Raw genomic sequence first — 13,854 nt, forward strand, 5'->3', positions numbered from 1 at the left:
TGCTGCAAGGATGAAAGGCACATGAAGATTCTCGTAACCTCAGCCCTGAGCCTGGCCCTGGCGCTGCTGAGCCTGCCTGGCCAGGCGGCGCCCGCAGCCCAGGCGAGCAAGCCCGGCTGTGAAAACCTGCAGTGCATGGTCTGCCCGGCGCTGAGCGACCCGCAGCGCTATGGCGAAGGGCGCATGAAGCTGATGCGCGAGATCGTGCCCGGCAAGGACCGCTGGCTGTTCCGCTCGATGGTCGACCTGACCAACGACTTTGGCATCCCCGCGCCGATGCGCCCGGAATTTGCCCGGCTGATGCAGGCCTTCGAGCGCCAGGGCATTCACGTGGCCATGGCGATCCAGCCGACCCGCGGGCTGATGCACCGCGACCAGTTGCTGCCCGGGCAATTGCACGGTTTCGATTACGCCCGCGCCAGCCGCAACCTGGATGCCTACCTGGGCCAGCTGCGCCAGGGCGGCGCGGTGGTCGCGCCGATGATGCAGTTGCTGCAGCAGCCGCCCAAGGGTGAGTATTTCTTCCGCCGCGACCACCACTGGACCCCCACCGGCGCCGAGGCCACCGCCAGGCTGATGGCCGAGGAGATCCGCCGCCAACCGTTCTACGTCGGGCTGACCAAGAAGCAGTACCGTACCGAGCCCGGGGTGATGGTGCCAAAGGACGGCACGCTGAACCTGGCGCTGAGCTACATCTGCGGCAACAACTATGGGTTCCAGTACGTGCGCGGCTACCAGACCATCCCGGTGGCCGACAGCGCCGACGCGCTGTTCGACGAGGCACCGGACCCGCAAGTGATCCTGGTCGGTGACAGTAACGCTGCGGCACGTGAGGACGAGAGCAAGCAGTTCAACTTCGACGGCTACCTCAAGCAGTACCTGCAGACCGACATCCTCAACTATGCCCTGCCGGGCGTGGGCGAGGATGGCTCGTTGCTGGAGTACCTGCTGTCGAGCGACTACACGCCCAAGGCGCCGCCCAAGCTGATCGTCTGGGAGTTGCCAGCCAACTACCGGCTCGACTCGCCGCTGATGTACCGCCAGCTGGTGCCGGCGGTACAGGGCGGTTGCGCGGCGTCGAAGGAAGTACTTGGCAGCAAGCTGCAGCGCCCGGCATTGAAGGTCGGCGAACGCATCGAGCTGCTCAGCAATGCCGGCAGCGGGCGGCAGTCGTTGAGTGGTTCGAAGGGTTTTCTCGACATCCGTTTGAGCGACAAGAACGTCAAGGACTTCTACGTGATCGTCTATTACGACAATGGCGCCCGCGACAAGGTGTGGTTCCGCCGTGAAGCGGCGGTGAGCGGTGGCCAGTATTACCTGGAGCTGAGCAAGGACCCCGCCTACGCTGGGGCCAACCTGCTGTCGGTGTTCCTTGAGCCGACCAAGGCTGGGACGGTGGCAACCGATGTGGAGACGCGCCTGTGCCTGTGAAGACGCTATGTGCGCTGTGCCTGCTCGCCCCGCTGGCGCAGGCCGCTCAACCGATCTGGCCTGCCCACGGCACCGCGCAAGCCGCGATGATCGCCGACTACCGCACACTGGCCTGCAGCAAGCAAGCCCCACCGCCCTACACCGGTACCCTGCGCCTGCAAAGTAAATATGACCAGCGCGACGCCAGCAAGTCGACCCTGCGCAGCAGCCCCGATGCCGACAGCGAGCGCATCGGCAAGCAGGTCAAGCAGTTCGTGGGCGGCCTGATCTACGCCAGCAAACGCTTCCAGCGGGCCCAAAAGCCCCAGGACGCCAATATGGCCCTGGCCTGCCAGGACCAATGGCTGCAGCGCTGGGCCGAAGCCGGCGCCCTGCTCAACCCTGACGCCAGCAGCACCGGCATGGCCGCGCGCAAATGGGCGTTGGCAGCCATGGCCGGCGCCGTGCTGCTGACCCAGTCGGCCAGCGACGGCAAGGTGCAATTGAACGAGGTACAAAAAGCCTGGTTCACCCGGCTCGGCGAGCGCGTGATCGCCGAGTACGACCCGCGCCGCGATACCCCTGGGGTGTACTTCAACAACCACGACTACTGGGCCGCCTGGGCAGTCGCGGCCACCGGCATGCTGGTGAGCCGCGACGACTTCATCCTCTGGGCCGATGGCAACTTGCGTCGCGGCCTGGCCCAGGCCGTGCGCGCCAGTGACGGCAGCTATGCCTACCTGCCGCTGGAAGTCGCGCGCAGCAAGCTGGCCGCCAGTTACAGCCAGTACGCGCTGGTGCCCCTGGTGCTGCTGGCCGAAGCGGCGCGGGCCAATGGCCTGCCCTGGAGCGCCGAAGACCAGCATACCCTCGACCTGCTGGCCAATTTCGCCGCGCGCAGTGTGCTCGCCCCGGATGAGCTGCCCGAACTCAAGGGCCAGGCCCAGGCAGAGGTGGCGCCGTACAAGCTGGCCTGGCTGATCCCGTTCCTGCAGCGCAACCCGCACCACACGCTGGCACGTCAGCTGTACGACAGCGAGGACGGTGAGGTGGACAACTACAGCCAGCTCGGTGGCCCGCTCAAGCCGTTCTACCCCCCATTGCCCGGATCAAGGACCTGACCATGGTGCCACTCGCCCGCTTCTCCTTCACCTGCTTGGCCGCATTGTGGCTGGCGGCCAGTGCCCAGGCTGCCAGCCAGGCGCTGCCGATCACCCAGACGGTGGACACGCTGCCCCAGGCCGAGCGCCAGCTGAAGGTCGACCAACTGCGCCGGCACGTACGCCAGGCGGTGTCCTTCCAGCAGGCCGAGCGCCCGCGCCCGGCGGGCCGCGCCAGCGTTAGCCTGCAGCCGATGTTCTCGGCCCAGGCCGGTAGCTGGCCGTTCGAGCCGTTCGTCAACAACGGCCTGTTCCGCGCCATCGCCGGCTACCAGGCGCATCACCCGCAGGTGGTGATGCTGCGCGGTGGCAGCATCACCCTGGCGCAACTGCACGATGCGCTGAATGACCCGCGTATCCTCACGCGCTACAAGGAGGGCTACCTGCTCAGCTACCCGCTGATGATCGGCGTGGATGCCGGCTTGGTCATGGAAGGCACCAGCCTGTACCTGTCGAGCTACGCGGGCACGGCCCTGATCAACCAGGGCTGGCTGGGCCTGAACCAGTCGAGCTTGCAAAGCATGGCCGGTGACCAGCCTGGCAACACCGAGCGCGCCTGGCGCCCGTTCGTGGTGGCCTGGGCAGGGAGCCACACCCAGGTGATCGGTTCGACGCTCAAACGGCTGGGCTACAACGCCAACCTGTCACGCGGCCTGACCACCGCCCTGAGCCCCCAGCAGGCGCCGGGCACGCGCCTGGCCACCGTGGTCATCCGCGACAGCCAGTTCAGCGACATGTCCAGCGCGGTGGAGTTGCAGCACAGCCAGGCGACCATCAGCGCCAGCCAGTTCGAACAGTCGCAGCAGTACGCTATCGATGTGCGCGACAGCCAGGTCCGGCTGCAGGAAAATCAACTGCGCGGCATCAACAACAACAGTGGCGTGCGCCTGCGGGGCCAGACCCGCGCGCAGGTCGAAGGCAACCTGATCCTCGGCGCCGCCAAGGCGGCCATCGAGGTCAGCGAACAACAGGGGGCGGTGCTGCTGGCGGGCAACCGCATCGGCGACAGCCGTGGCAATGGCATTCAACTGCGCAACCTCACGCCTACCCCTGCGGCGCCTTTGGTCATCGACGACAACCTGCTGGCCAGCAGCGCGGGCAGCGCCGTGGATGCCAGTGAAGTCAGCGCCGTGGCGCTGCTCGACAACCGGATCGGCAATACCGCGGAATACGCCGTGAGCCTGCGCAACGCCGCGCCCCTGCCGGGGCCACTGGTGCTGAGCGGCAACCGCCTGGGCCAGGTGGGCAAGGCACTGGTGCGCGTGGAGGGGGTGCGTGATGTGCTGCTGGGGGGCAATACCTTTGAGGGCAAGCCGTTGCTGCAGAACCTGTTGATCGGCGACCTGCTGCCACTGCAGGGGCAATTGCTGGAGGCTACCGTGCGCCAAGGGCGCGCGGTGCGGGTGCAGCAGCAGTGATCCCGTTTGTTGAGTGACCGAACGGGCCCTTTCGCGGGTAAACCCGCGAAAGGGCCGGTACAGATCAGCCTGTTACCCGCTGCATGCGCACAAAACACTCATCCTCACCCATCTCGACAAACCCATGGCGCTGGTACAGCCGCCGTGCCGGGTTGCTCTTGAACACCATCAGCCGCAACAACGGCAAGCGCCGCTGCGTCGCCCAGCCCGCCAGCGCCTCCAGCACCCGACTGCCGACCCCTTGCCCACGGTGCTCGGGCAACAGATGCAGCTCGCGGATGAACAGCGCCTGACGGTCCTGGCTGAGGCTGCAGAAACCCAGCAACGTTTCGCCTTCGACCACCAGCCACTGCTCACGCCAGCCCCAGGCTTGGTCAAATGCCTCTTCGACCCACAACAGGTCGTACTCACGGTAATAAGGCAGCATGGCCCGCCGGGTGAGGTCACGGGCAAAGGTGCAATGTTGGTCGGTGGCGGGTATCAGTCTCATGTTGCCATTGTGCACCGCTCAGGTGGCATAACACACCGGCGAACTCCCCGGCCCGCGCCGCTCCAATTCATCCTCCAGCCATTCGGCCAACACGCGGGCATTGTTGTGTTCGGTATCCTTGCTGGCATACAGCAGGGTCAGATTGCCCTGGGCAGCCCGGTCCAACAGGGGGTACCAGTGTTCGGGGTGCGCCGCCAGCTCCTGCTGGTAACGCTGGGTGAAACCGGCGTAATCGACCGCCGCCTGGTGAAACGCCTTGCGCAATGTGTTCGACGGCGCCACCTCAGGCAACCACTGGCCCTGCAACGCATCCTTGCGCGTGTTACGCGGCCACAGGCGGTCGACCAGCACACGCTGGCCATCGTCTTCGCTGGCCGCGTCGTAGACACGCTTGCACCGAATCATGGGGTTCTCCTGCCTCTACCACTCGTCTTGAGCCTAGGTAATCCATTGACCGGGGTCACGTTCAGGCAAGGAAATGTTTCTATGCTGACAGCCTTCGGCACCTTCGCCCGACGCCAACCGGAGCCCACATGGCAACCCCGTCACTGGCCAGCCAGCCGCAACTGGCCGAACGCGATGCCCGCCCGCAGTTGAACCACAAACCCGGGCGTGCCACGCTCTTGCTGTTCTTCGGTCTGCTCACGGCAGGCATCGCCTACACCGCCTGGAGCCTCAAGCAGGACGTCAGCGCCAGCGGCACGGTGATCACCACGGTCACGCCGTTCCTGCTGCTGGGCCTGGCGTTGCTGATTGCCCTGGGCTTCGAATTCGTCAATGGCTTCCACGATACCGCCAATGCCGTGGCCACAGTGATCTACACCCATTCGTTGCCGGCGCCGGTGGCAGTGGTCTGGTCCGGGCTGTGCAACTTCCTCGGCGTGCTGCTTTCCAGCGGTGCGGTGGCGTTCGGCATCATTGCCCTGCTGCCGGTGGAGCTGATTTTGCAGGTGGGCTCCACGGCCGGCTTCGCCATGGTTTTCGCCCTGCTGCTGGCTGCGATCATCTGGAACCTCGGCACCTGGTGGCTGGGCTTGCCGGCGTCATCCTCGCACACCCTGATCGGCTCGATCATTGGCGTCGGCGTGGCCAATGCACTGATGCACGGGCGTGACGGCACCAGCGGGGTGGACTGGGGCCAAGCCAGCAAGGTCGGCTACGCGCTACTGTTTTCGCCGCTGATCGGCTTTGCCTGCGCGGCCTTGTTGCTGCTCGCGCTGCGCGCGCTGGTCAAGCGCAAAGCACTGTACCAGGCGCCGCAAGGCCAGACGCCGCCACCGTGGTGGATCCGCGGCGTGCTGATCCTGACCTGTACCGGCGTGTCCTTCGCCCACGGCTCCAACGATGGGCAGAAAGGCATGGGCCTGATCATGCTGATCCTGGTCGGCACCCTGCCGATGGCCTACGCGTTGAACAAGACCATGCCCAGCGAGCAGGCGCTGCAGTTTTCCGCCGTCGCCGAGGTGACCCGCCAGGCGCTGGTGCGCAGCGACCCGCAGCCGCTGCCGGCAGACCCTCGCCAGGTACTCACGGTGTTCATCAGCGAACCCAAGGCCAACCCACAACTGGTACCGGCCCTGGCCGCGCTCACCGGCATGATCGGCGAAGAGGTCAAGGGCTATGGTTCGCTCAAGCGCGTACCGGCCGAAGCCATGGCCAACGTGCGCAACGACATGTACCTGACCAGCGAAGCGATCCGCCTGATCGAAAAGCACCAGCTGGCAGCCTTCGACACCGAGACCCACCGCCATGTGCAGCGGTTCAAGACCCAGCTGGATGACGCCACGCGGTACATTCCGCTGTGGGTCAAGGTGGCCGTGGCCATAGCTTTGGGCCTGGGAACCATGGTCGGCTGGCGGCGCATCGTGGTGACGGTGGGCGAGAAGATCGGCAAGACTCACCTGAGCTATGCCCAGGGGGCGTCGGCTGAAGTGGTTGCGATGTGCACCATTGGTGCGGCAGACCTGTTCGGGCTACCGGTATCGACGACGCATGTGTTGAGTTCGGGAGTGGCCGGGACCATGGTTGCCAATGGCTCGGGGGTACAGAAGCGGACGCTGATCAACCTGCTGATGGCCTGGGTGCTGACCTTGCCGGCGGCGATGGTGTTGGCGGGTAGCCTTTACTGGCTGCTGAACCAGGTTTTCTGAGTGGGAATGTAGAACCTGTGGGAGCGGGCTCGCCCACGAACACGATGGCGAAACCTCACAGCGTTCGCGCGCAAGCGCGCTCCCACAGGCTCAGTGATGCCCGATCAACCTGGGATTTTCAGACCACGCTGAACGGCAGGCCGCTCGAGGAAGCTGGCCAGCACCCGCTGCACCTCTTTGAATTCATCGAACCCGACCAGCTCGCGGGCGTTGTAGCGCTCCACCAGGTTGCGCACCCAGGGGAAGATGGCGATGTCGGCGATGCTGTACTCATCGACCATCCACTGCCGCCCCTGCAGGTGCCGGTCCAGCACGCCCAGCAGGCGCTTCGATTCGTTGACGTAGCGATCGCGAGGGCGCTTGTCTTCGTATTCCTTGCCAGCAAAGAAATGGAAGAAACCGACCTGGCCAAACATCGGCCCGATGCCGCCCATCTGGAACATCAGCCACTGCAGCGTCTGGTAGCGAGTCGCCGGCTCCTGGCTGAGCAGTTGCCCGCTCTTTTCCGCCAGGTACTGCAAGATCGCACCCGACTCGAACAGCGGCAGCGGAGTGCCGCCCGGGCCATCGGGGTCGAGAATCGCCGGGATCTTGTTGTTGGCGCTCAGCGAAATGAATTCGGGGCTCAACTGGTCGTCGCTGTCAAAGCTGACCTTGTGCGGCTCGTAGGCCAGGCCGATTTCCTCCAGCATGATCGACACCTTGACGCCATTGGGCGTGGGCAGCGAATACAGCTGCAGGCGCTCGGGGTGTTGCGCCGGCCACTTGCGGGTGATGGGGAATGCGCTCAGATCGGTCATGCTCGGTCCCTGCAGTCGTGGAAACGATCACTTTAGGGACAGCGCTGCGGTTTGACCATCGCAGAGTGCCAGATGGCGCAGCCAGAGGGCTGCGCCGGCGCTTTATCAGAAGCGTGGCGCGACGGCCTCGGCGCCCCTGGAGATCACCACCTCGACACGTCGGTTGAGCTGGCGTGACTGCGCCGTGGCGTTGCTGGCCACCGGGTATTCTTTGCCGTAACCGGCGCGTTTGATGCGCTCCGCACCTACACCCTGACGGCGCAGCGCGTTGGCCACCGAGTCAGCCCGGTGCTCGGACAGTCGCTGGTTGAGGGCATCGCTGCCGGTGGAGTCGGTGAAACCCTCTACCAGCACCTTGCGCTCAGGGTTTGCCTGCAGATACGCCGCCAGCTCCTGGATGTTGTGGTGGCTGCGGCCGTTCAGCTCGGCCTTGCCGGTCTGGAACAGCACATCACCGAACGTCACCACGTCGCCGCGTGCACTCGGCTTGGCCTTGAGCGCGTTGAGCTGTGCGGTGCGTGCATCCAGACGGGCCTGAGTTCGCTCAAGCTCGACACGTTTGAGCGCGGCATCGGTCTTGCGCAAGTCGATGGTCTGCTCAGCAAACTCGATCTGCCGACCGGCTAGCGTGGCCAGGCGCTCGACCTCGGCGGATTTGCGGTCCTTGAGCGAGGCCGACTCGGCCTTGCCCAGTGCGGTATAGGCATCCTGGGTTTCCAGAGCGGCGAGACGGCTTGCCTCGGGTTTGCCTTGCAACACCGAATAGGCTTCACGCGCTTCAAGCAATGTGGGGTTTTCCGGGGTGGTGCCGCAGCCGGCCAGCATCAGACCAAGGAGCGACACAGCGGGCAGCAGGTAGATTTTGGACATGGTCACTTCCTTCAATGAACGGATTTGGCAGTCGGGCTGTCAGGCGCATCAAGGATCTCCTGCTTGAGCACTTCAATCCCCTTGCGGGCGGCCTCCAACTGCTCCTTGGCCTTGAGCGCCTGGGCCTTGCGCTCGGCCACGCGGGCATCTGCCCTCGCGCCTTCGGCCAGGGTGCGGGCCTGTTCGAACTTCTTCTCACCCAGGGCGCGGTCCAGGGCGCTCATCTTGTCCTGGGCGGCGCGCATCTCCACCGGGGCGTACTGGGTGGCTTCGGCGGCGACGGCGCGGTTGACCGCACTGCGAGCCAGTTCGATCTGCTCATTGGGAACGGTCACGCTGGCGCAGCCGCTCATGATCATGAGCAGGCCGACAAGCGGCAAGGTTTTGCAGTTGAAACGCATGGAATAGGCTCCTTTGATGCGCTCGCGAATCTGTGGCTACCGGCGTCGGCGACCACAGGCAGTTGATGAACAGACAGCCTGATTTGGAAACGACGCAAGACTATTGCCACGAAGCTGACAGTCGAATAGGACTTTTCCTAACCACCCCATCAGCTTTTCAACAACTGCTTCGGCACAGGCTCTATTCCTGACGGCCAAACGCCTGAACGGCGCACACCCACGTTAGGGCGAGCGCCGTTCAGGCGTCTACTGGCAGAAATGCTAGGTGAACGGCCTGTTGTCAGACCTGGCCGTGCGCCTTGAGCTTGAGTTTTTCGGTGTCCACCCGCACGAAAATCGAGTCGGCGCTGACAGTCAGGACATCACCCGCCCAGACTTCACAGATGACCCGCGTCTTGCGTCCGACGTCACCCTCTACGCGGGCCTTGAGCAGCAACTCCACGCCCATCGGGGTCGGCTTCAGGAAGTTGAGCCCGAGGCTGCCGGTGACACAGTCGATACGCGGCAGGCTACCCGCCTCGCGGCCTTCGGCGCGGTAGTGGTAGGCCATGGCGGTCCAGTTGGAATGGCAATCGACCAGCATGGCCAGCAAGCCGCCGTAGACCAGGCCGGGCCAGCCGATGAAGGTTTCATCCGGTGCATGCCGGCATAACAGGTGGATGCCGTCGGCATCCCAGTGGCTTTGCAGGTGCAGGCCGGAGGGGTGGGCGCTACCGCAGCCGTAGCAAGTGCCGTCGGGTGCGGCGAGGGCCTGAAGGGAAAGCATCTGATCGTTCATACGCAGCCTGTGCTTGTTGGAATGGGGGCGCGAAACGCCCCCATTAAAGCAGAAACGTCAGGCCGTCTGCGCCACCGCCCTGCCGCGCTTCTGGGTCAGCGAAACCAGCACGATGAACACGGTCACCCCGGCGGTCATCAGCGTTTCATAGCGGTAGGCATCGCTGAACAGCATGTAACCCAGCACCATTACGATGGTACCGATCACCAGCCAGGTCAGCCACGGGAACAGCCACATCTTCAGCTCCAGCGGCCGCCCTTCATGGTCAGCACGGGCCCGCATGCGCAGCTGCGAAACGGCGATCACCAGGTACACCAGCAAAGCGATGGCGCCGGTGGTCGAGAGCAGGAAGCCGAACACCTTGCCGGGGAACACATAGTTGACCAAACAGCCAGCAAAGCCTGCCAGGGTCGAGAGGATCACCGCCACGGTCGGCACGCCAGCACCCGAGATACGCCTGGTCATGCTCAGCGCCTGGCCACGGGCACCCAGGGAGTACAGCATCCGCGAAGCGGTATAGAGGCCGGAGTTCATGCAACTGGTCACGGCCACCAACACCACCAGGTCAACCAGCAGCTTGGCCCCGGGCACGTTCAGCACTTCCAGTACGCGTTGGAACGAACCCACCGCTTTCAAGCCTGGATCGTTCCAGGCCACCAGCGACACCACCAGGAAGATCGATGCCAGGTAGAAGATCGCAATGCGGTACACCACCAGGTTGGTCGCGCGGCGGATCTTGTCTTTCGGGTTGGCGGTCTCATCAGCGGCAATCGTGACGATCTCGGCGCCGAAGAAGGAGAAGATGGTGATGAGCACACCGCCCAGCACGGTACCGAAACCATTGGGCATGAACCCGCCGTTATCCCACAGCCGGCTCACACCCGAGACTTCGGCCAGTGGCCAGAAGCCGAACACGGCCAGGCTGCAGACTGCGATGAAGGCGACGATCGCGATCACCTTGACCAGCGCGAACCAGTACTCGAATGCTCCGAAGTTCTTCACACTGACCAGGTTGGTGCCCGACAGCACGAGCATGATCAGGAAGGCGAACAGCCAGGACGGCACACCCGGGAAGTAGGCGTGCAGGATGTCGGCACCGGCGATGGCTTCGACCGGAATGATCAGCACCCAGAACCACCAGTACAGCCAGCCGATGGTGAAGCCCGCCCAAGGGCCGATGGCCTCGGAGGCATAGGTGGAGAACGAGCCGCTGTTGGGGTTGGCGATGGCCATTTCGCCAAGCATGCGCATCACCAGCAGCACCAGCAGGCCGGTCATGGCGTAGGAGATGAGAATGGCCGGGCCGGCCGTGGCGATGGCGTTGGAGGAACCGATGAACAGGCCCGCGCCGATGATGCCGGCGATGGAGATCATGGATACCTGACGGGACGTCAGGCCGTGCTGCAGGGAACGCTGTTTCTTGTTTTCTAGCGAAGCCATGGAGAACCCTCGAATGGGTCGGCCGCCGCGCGGACGGCTGAAAAGTTGGAGCAGAATTCTTGTAGGTGTCTTGCTCTTTTTTCTTGTTTTGAAGTTGCCGGCTGTGCACTTGCCTCCTCTTCGCAGTGCCGGTTGTAATTGTTGATCCCGGTCAGTATTAATCTATAGGGCGAGGTCAACAAACGACCTTTTCGAAGCACATGATTCCGATACGGAATGAACTTCTTCCTTTTTTTTGCTCGGTACGCGCCTGCCATGTCCAAACGCCTGATGCCCTCCACCACCGCCCTGCAGTGCTTCGAAGCCGCCGCCCGGCACCTGAGCTTCACCCGCGCGGCGCAGGAGCTGCACCTGACCCAGAGCGCCGTCAGCAAGCAGGTCGCGCAGCTCGAGGAGATGCTGTCGCACTCGCTGTTCCAGCGGATTCGCCGGCGCCTGCACCTGACCCCGGCCGGCGCGCTGTACCTGACCGAAGTGAACAAGATCCTCACCCAGATCGACATCTCCAGCCGCTACATCCTCAGCTACGGTGACGAGACCGAAGTGCTGCGCATCGCCACCCAGCCGACCTTCGGCGCACGCTGGCTGGTGCCCAGGCTCAAGGGCTTCGGCGACCGCTACCCGCGCATCCACCTGGACATCCGCAACGAACTGGAACCCTTCGACCTGGTACAGGCCAAGGCCGACATCGCCTTCTTTTTCGGCCAGGGCACTTGGCCGGGGGCAACGTGTATCGAGCTGTTCAGCGAAGCGGTGGTACCGGTGTGCGCCCCTCAACTGCTGCAGCGGCACCGTTTCGACAGTGCCGAGGCGCTCACCGAGCACCGCCTGCTGCAATGCGCCTCGCGGCCCGAGGCCTGGCATGAATGGTTCCTCGGCTTGGGGCTGCACAGCCAGAACAGCTACCACGGCCCGCGGTTCGACACGTTCTACCTGTGCATTCGTGCAGCCATCGCCGGTTGTGGCATTGCCCTGATCCCGCGCTACCTGGTGGCCGAAGAATTGAGCGAGGGCAAGCTGGTGGTAGCCTGGGACCACCCGGTGGCGAGCAATGGCCGGCACTTCATCGCCCATGCCGAGCATGCGGCGGAGGTACCGAAGATCAGGGCCTTCGTGCAGTGGATCCGCGAGCGGGTGGCAGAGGGGGATTGATGCCTGGCTGTGCTGGCCCCTTCGCGGGTGAACACGTGAAGGGGCAGCACGGTGACTTCATGAATACACGGAATGATCGCAATCGAATAATTCGTTTGCGGAATAACACGGCGGCGCGCTTCGATAGTATGAAACTCGAACAAGGTCCGCGTGCCCATGAATCTGGAAAGTATCAGCCAATCCATTGCCATCGTTCATCCGATCACACTTTCCCATGGCCGTAATGCCGAAGTCTGGGATACCACTGGCAAACGTTACATCGACTTCGTCGGTGGTATCGGTGTGCTCAACCTGGGGCACTGCAACCCTGCCGTGGTCGAGGCCATCCAGACTCAAGCAACCCGCCTCACCCACTACGCCTTCAACGCAGCGCCTCACGGGCCCTACCTGGAACTGATGGAACGTTTAAGTGCATTCGTCCCGGTCAGCTACCCGCTGGCCGGCATGCTCACCAACAGTGGCGCGGAAGCAGCGGAGAACGCCCTGAAAGTTGCCCGCGGCGCCACGGGCAAGCGGGCCATCATCGCCTTCGATGGCGGCTTCCATGGCCGCACCCTGGCAACCTTGAACCTCAACGGCAAAGTCGCCCCGTACAAGCAGCGGGTAGGTGAACTGCCAGGGCCGGTGTACCACCTGCCCTACCCCAGCACCGACACTGGGGTTACCTGCGAGCAGGCACTCAAAGCCCTGGACCGCCTGTTCAGCGTCGAGTTGGCCGTGGAGGACGTGGCGGCATTCATCCTGGAGCCGGTCCAGGGCGAAGGTGGCTTTCTGGCACTTGACCCGACATTTGCCCAGGCCCTGCGCCGCTTCTGCGACGAGCACGGGATATTGATCATCATCGACGAGATCCAGTCCGGCTTCGGCCGTACCGGGCAGCGTTTTGCCTTCCCACGCCTGGGCATCGAGCCAGACCTGCTGCTATTGGCGAAAAGCATTGCTGGCGGCATGCCGCTAGGGGCGCTCGTGGGGCGCAAGGCATTGCTGGCAGCACTGCCCAAAGGCGGCCTGGGCGGCACTTATTCGGGCAACCCGATTGCCTGTGCGGCGGCCGTGGCAAGCCTGGCGCAGATGACCGATGAGAACGTCGCCACCTGGGGCGAACGCCAGGAGCAGGCGATCGTCAGCCGTGTTGAACGTTGGCAAGGCCAGTACCCGTTTATCGGCCGCCTGACCGGCGTCGGGGCGATGCGCGGAATCGAGTTCATCAATGCCGACGGCAGCCCGGCACCGGCGCAACTGGCCAAGGTGATGGACGCCGCACGGGCCAAAGGCCTGCTGCTGATGCCCAGCGGCAAGGCGCGGCACATCATTCGCCTGCTGGCGCCGCTGACCATCGAAGCCGAGGTGCTCGAAGAAGGGCTGGATATCTTCGAGCAATGCCTGGCCGAGTTGAGCTGAGGCTTACAGGCCCAGTTCTTCAGGGGTGAGCATGTCGGACTCGAAGGCAATCCAGCCGCCTTCGAGTTCAGCGTGGCCGTTGACGATCGGGCCGTAGTAGGTCAGGCCGTTCTCCAGGGTGACGCAGATGTGCGTGGCTGACTTCTCGGGGGCCGCGAGCGTACCGACGAAATGCACCTTCTTCAGGGTTTCGGTCACCGCTTCGAGGCCGACGCGCATGTTGGGGTTTTCCGAGGCCTCGATATCGCCCCCACGGTCTTCGGCGCTGACGGTCACGGTGGCGGTGTACGGGTACTGGGTGCTCAAGCGGGGTTACCTCGGTTTTGAAGGGTGGGTTTTGCAGGCGCGTAGAGTACGGCAGCCGCCAGCGCTTGTCTCCATTGG

General features: G+C 64.1%; 14 protein-coding genes. 6 read left to right on the forward strand and 8 right to left on the reverse strand.

The window, feature by feature from the left end; all coding sequences use genetic code 11:
• Nucleotides 1-21 precede the first annotated feature (21 nt).
• The 3 genes from ACIPIJ_RS27000 to ACIPIJ_RS27010 are packed head-to-tail and all read left to right on the forward strand — an operon-like array spanning nucleotide 22 to nucleotide 3,988.
• Nucleotides 22-1,431, forward strand: coding sequence for an alginate biosynthesis protein AlgX (locus ACIPIJ_RS27000; protein WP_401082801.1), 1,410 nt, complete (start codon nucleotides 22-24; stop codon nucleotides 1,429-1,431).
• A complete protein-coding gene (locus tag ACIPIJ_RS27005) occupies nucleotides 1,428-2,531 on the forward strand; it encodes a polysaccharide lyase (protein ID WP_401082803.1) in 1,104 nt (367 codons plus the stop codon). The genes ACIPIJ_RS27000 and ACIPIJ_RS27005 overlap by 4 nt, the downstream gene beginning before the upstream one ends.
• 2 nt (nucleotides 2,532-2,533) lie before the next feature.
• The gene (locus tag ACIPIJ_RS27010) at nucleotides 2,534-3,988 is read left to right on the forward strand and encodes a right-handed parallel beta-helix repeat-containing protein (RefSeq protein WP_401082806.1); all 1,455 of its coding nucleotides are present in this window, start codon (nucleotides 2,534-2,536) and stop codon (nucleotides 3,986-3,988) included.
• Between the two features lie 64 nt (nucleotides 3,989-4,052).
• On the opposite strand, the gene ACIPIJ_RS27015 is transcribed toward ACIPIJ_RS27010, so the two are convergent.
• On the reverse strand, nucleotides 4,053-4,478 hold the full coding sequence (locus tag ACIPIJ_RS27015; protein ID WP_401082809.1) for a GNAT family N-acetyltransferase: 426 nt from the start codon (nucleotides 4,476-4,478) through the stop codon (nucleotides 4,053-4,055).
• An 18-nt stretch (nucleotides 4,479-4,496) separates the two neighbouring features.
• Nucleotides 4,497-4,883 (reverse strand): DUF488 domain-containing protein, encoded by a 387-nt coding sequence (locus tag ACIPIJ_RS27020; RefSeq protein WP_401082812.1) that lies wholly within the window; start codon nucleotides 4,881-4,883, stop codon nucleotides 4,497-4,499.
• A 128-nt stretch (nucleotides 4,884-5,011) separates the two neighbouring features.
• Here ACIPIJ_RS27020 and ACIPIJ_RS27025 point away from each other — a divergent pair, with 128 nt between their 5' ends.
• Nucleotides 5,012-6,628, forward strand: a complete 1,617-nt coding sequence (locus tag ACIPIJ_RS27025; RefSeq protein WP_401082815.1) for an inorganic phosphate transporter — start codon at nucleotides 5,012-5,014, stop codon at nucleotides 6,626-6,628.
• A 104-nt stretch (nucleotides 6,629-6,732) separates the two neighbouring features.
• Here the strand turns inward: ACIPIJ_RS27025 and ACIPIJ_RS27030 are convergent, their stop codons facing one another.
• The 5 genes from ACIPIJ_RS27030 to ACIPIJ_RS27050 all read right to left on the reverse strand — a co-directional run bounded on the left by ACIPIJ_RS27030 (nucleotide 6,733) and on the right by ACIPIJ_RS27050 (nucleotide 10,917).
• Nucleotides 6,733-7,428 (reverse strand): glutathione S-transferase N-terminal domain-containing protein, encoded by a 696-nt coding sequence (locus tag ACIPIJ_RS27030; RefSeq protein ID WP_401082818.1) that lies wholly within the window; start codon nucleotides 7,426-7,428, stop codon nucleotides 6,733-6,735.
• A 105-nt stretch (nucleotides 7,429-7,533) separates the two neighbouring features.
• Entirely contained in the window at nucleotides 7,534-8,298 is a 765-nt protein-coding gene (locus tag ACIPIJ_RS27035; RefSeq protein WP_401082821.1) for an OmpA family protein, read from the reverse strand.
• Nucleotides 8,299-8,309: 11 nt separating this feature from the next.
• Entirely contained in the window at nucleotides 8,310-8,699 is a 390-nt protein-coding gene (locus ACIPIJ_RS27040; protein ID WP_401082823.1) for a DUF4398 domain-containing protein, read from the reverse strand.
• 280 nt (nucleotides 8,700-8,979) lie between these two features.
• Nucleotides 8,980-9,477: a PaaI family thioesterase gene (locus ACIPIJ_RS27045; RefSeq protein WP_401082826.1), complete on the reverse strand. Its 498-nt coding sequence runs from the start codon at nucleotides 9,475-9,477 to the stop codon at nucleotides 8,980-8,982.
• A 57-nt stretch (nucleotides 9,478-9,534) separates the two neighbouring features.
• Complete coding sequence (locus ACIPIJ_RS27050) at nucleotides 9,535-10,917, reverse strand: amino acid permease (RefSeq protein WP_401082829.1); 1,383 nt, start codon at nucleotides 10,915-10,917, stop codon at nucleotides 9,535-9,537.
• A 255-nt stretch (nucleotides 10,918-11,172) separates the two neighbouring features.
• On the opposite strand from ACIPIJ_RS27050, the gene gcvA reads away from it, so the two are divergent.
• Together gcvA and ACIPIJ_RS27060 are read left to right on the forward strand one after the other, a co-directional pair.
• Nucleotides 11,173-12,069 carry a transcriptional regulator GcvA gene (gcvA, locus tag ACIPIJ_RS27055; protein ID WP_401082832.1) on the forward strand — a complete coding sequence of 299 codons (897 nt, stop codon included), beginning with the start codon at nucleotides 11,173-11,175 and terminating at the stop codon, nucleotides 12,067-12,069.
• Nucleotides 12,070-12,225: 156 nt separating this feature from the next.
• Nucleotides 12,226-13,470, forward strand: a complete 1,245-nt coding sequence (locus tag ACIPIJ_RS27060; RefSeq protein ID WP_401082835.1) for an aspartate aminotransferase family protein — start codon at nucleotides 12,226-12,228, stop codon at nucleotides 13,468-13,470.
• 3 nt (nucleotides 13,471-13,473) lie between these two features.
• On the opposite strand, the gene ACIPIJ_RS27065 is transcribed toward ACIPIJ_RS27060, so the two are convergent.
• Entirely contained in the window at nucleotides 13,474-13,776 is a 303-nt protein-coding gene (locus ACIPIJ_RS27065; RefSeq protein ID WP_401082838.1) for a hypothetical protein, read from the reverse strand.
• Between the last annotated feature and the right edge of the window lie 78 nt (nucleotides 13,777-13,854).

Source organism: Pseudomonas sp. NPDC087185, from assembly GCF_044744955.1.
Classification (GTDB): domain Bacteria; phylum Pseudomonadota; class Gammaproteobacteria; order Pseudomonadales; family Pseudomonadaceae; genus Aquipseudomonas.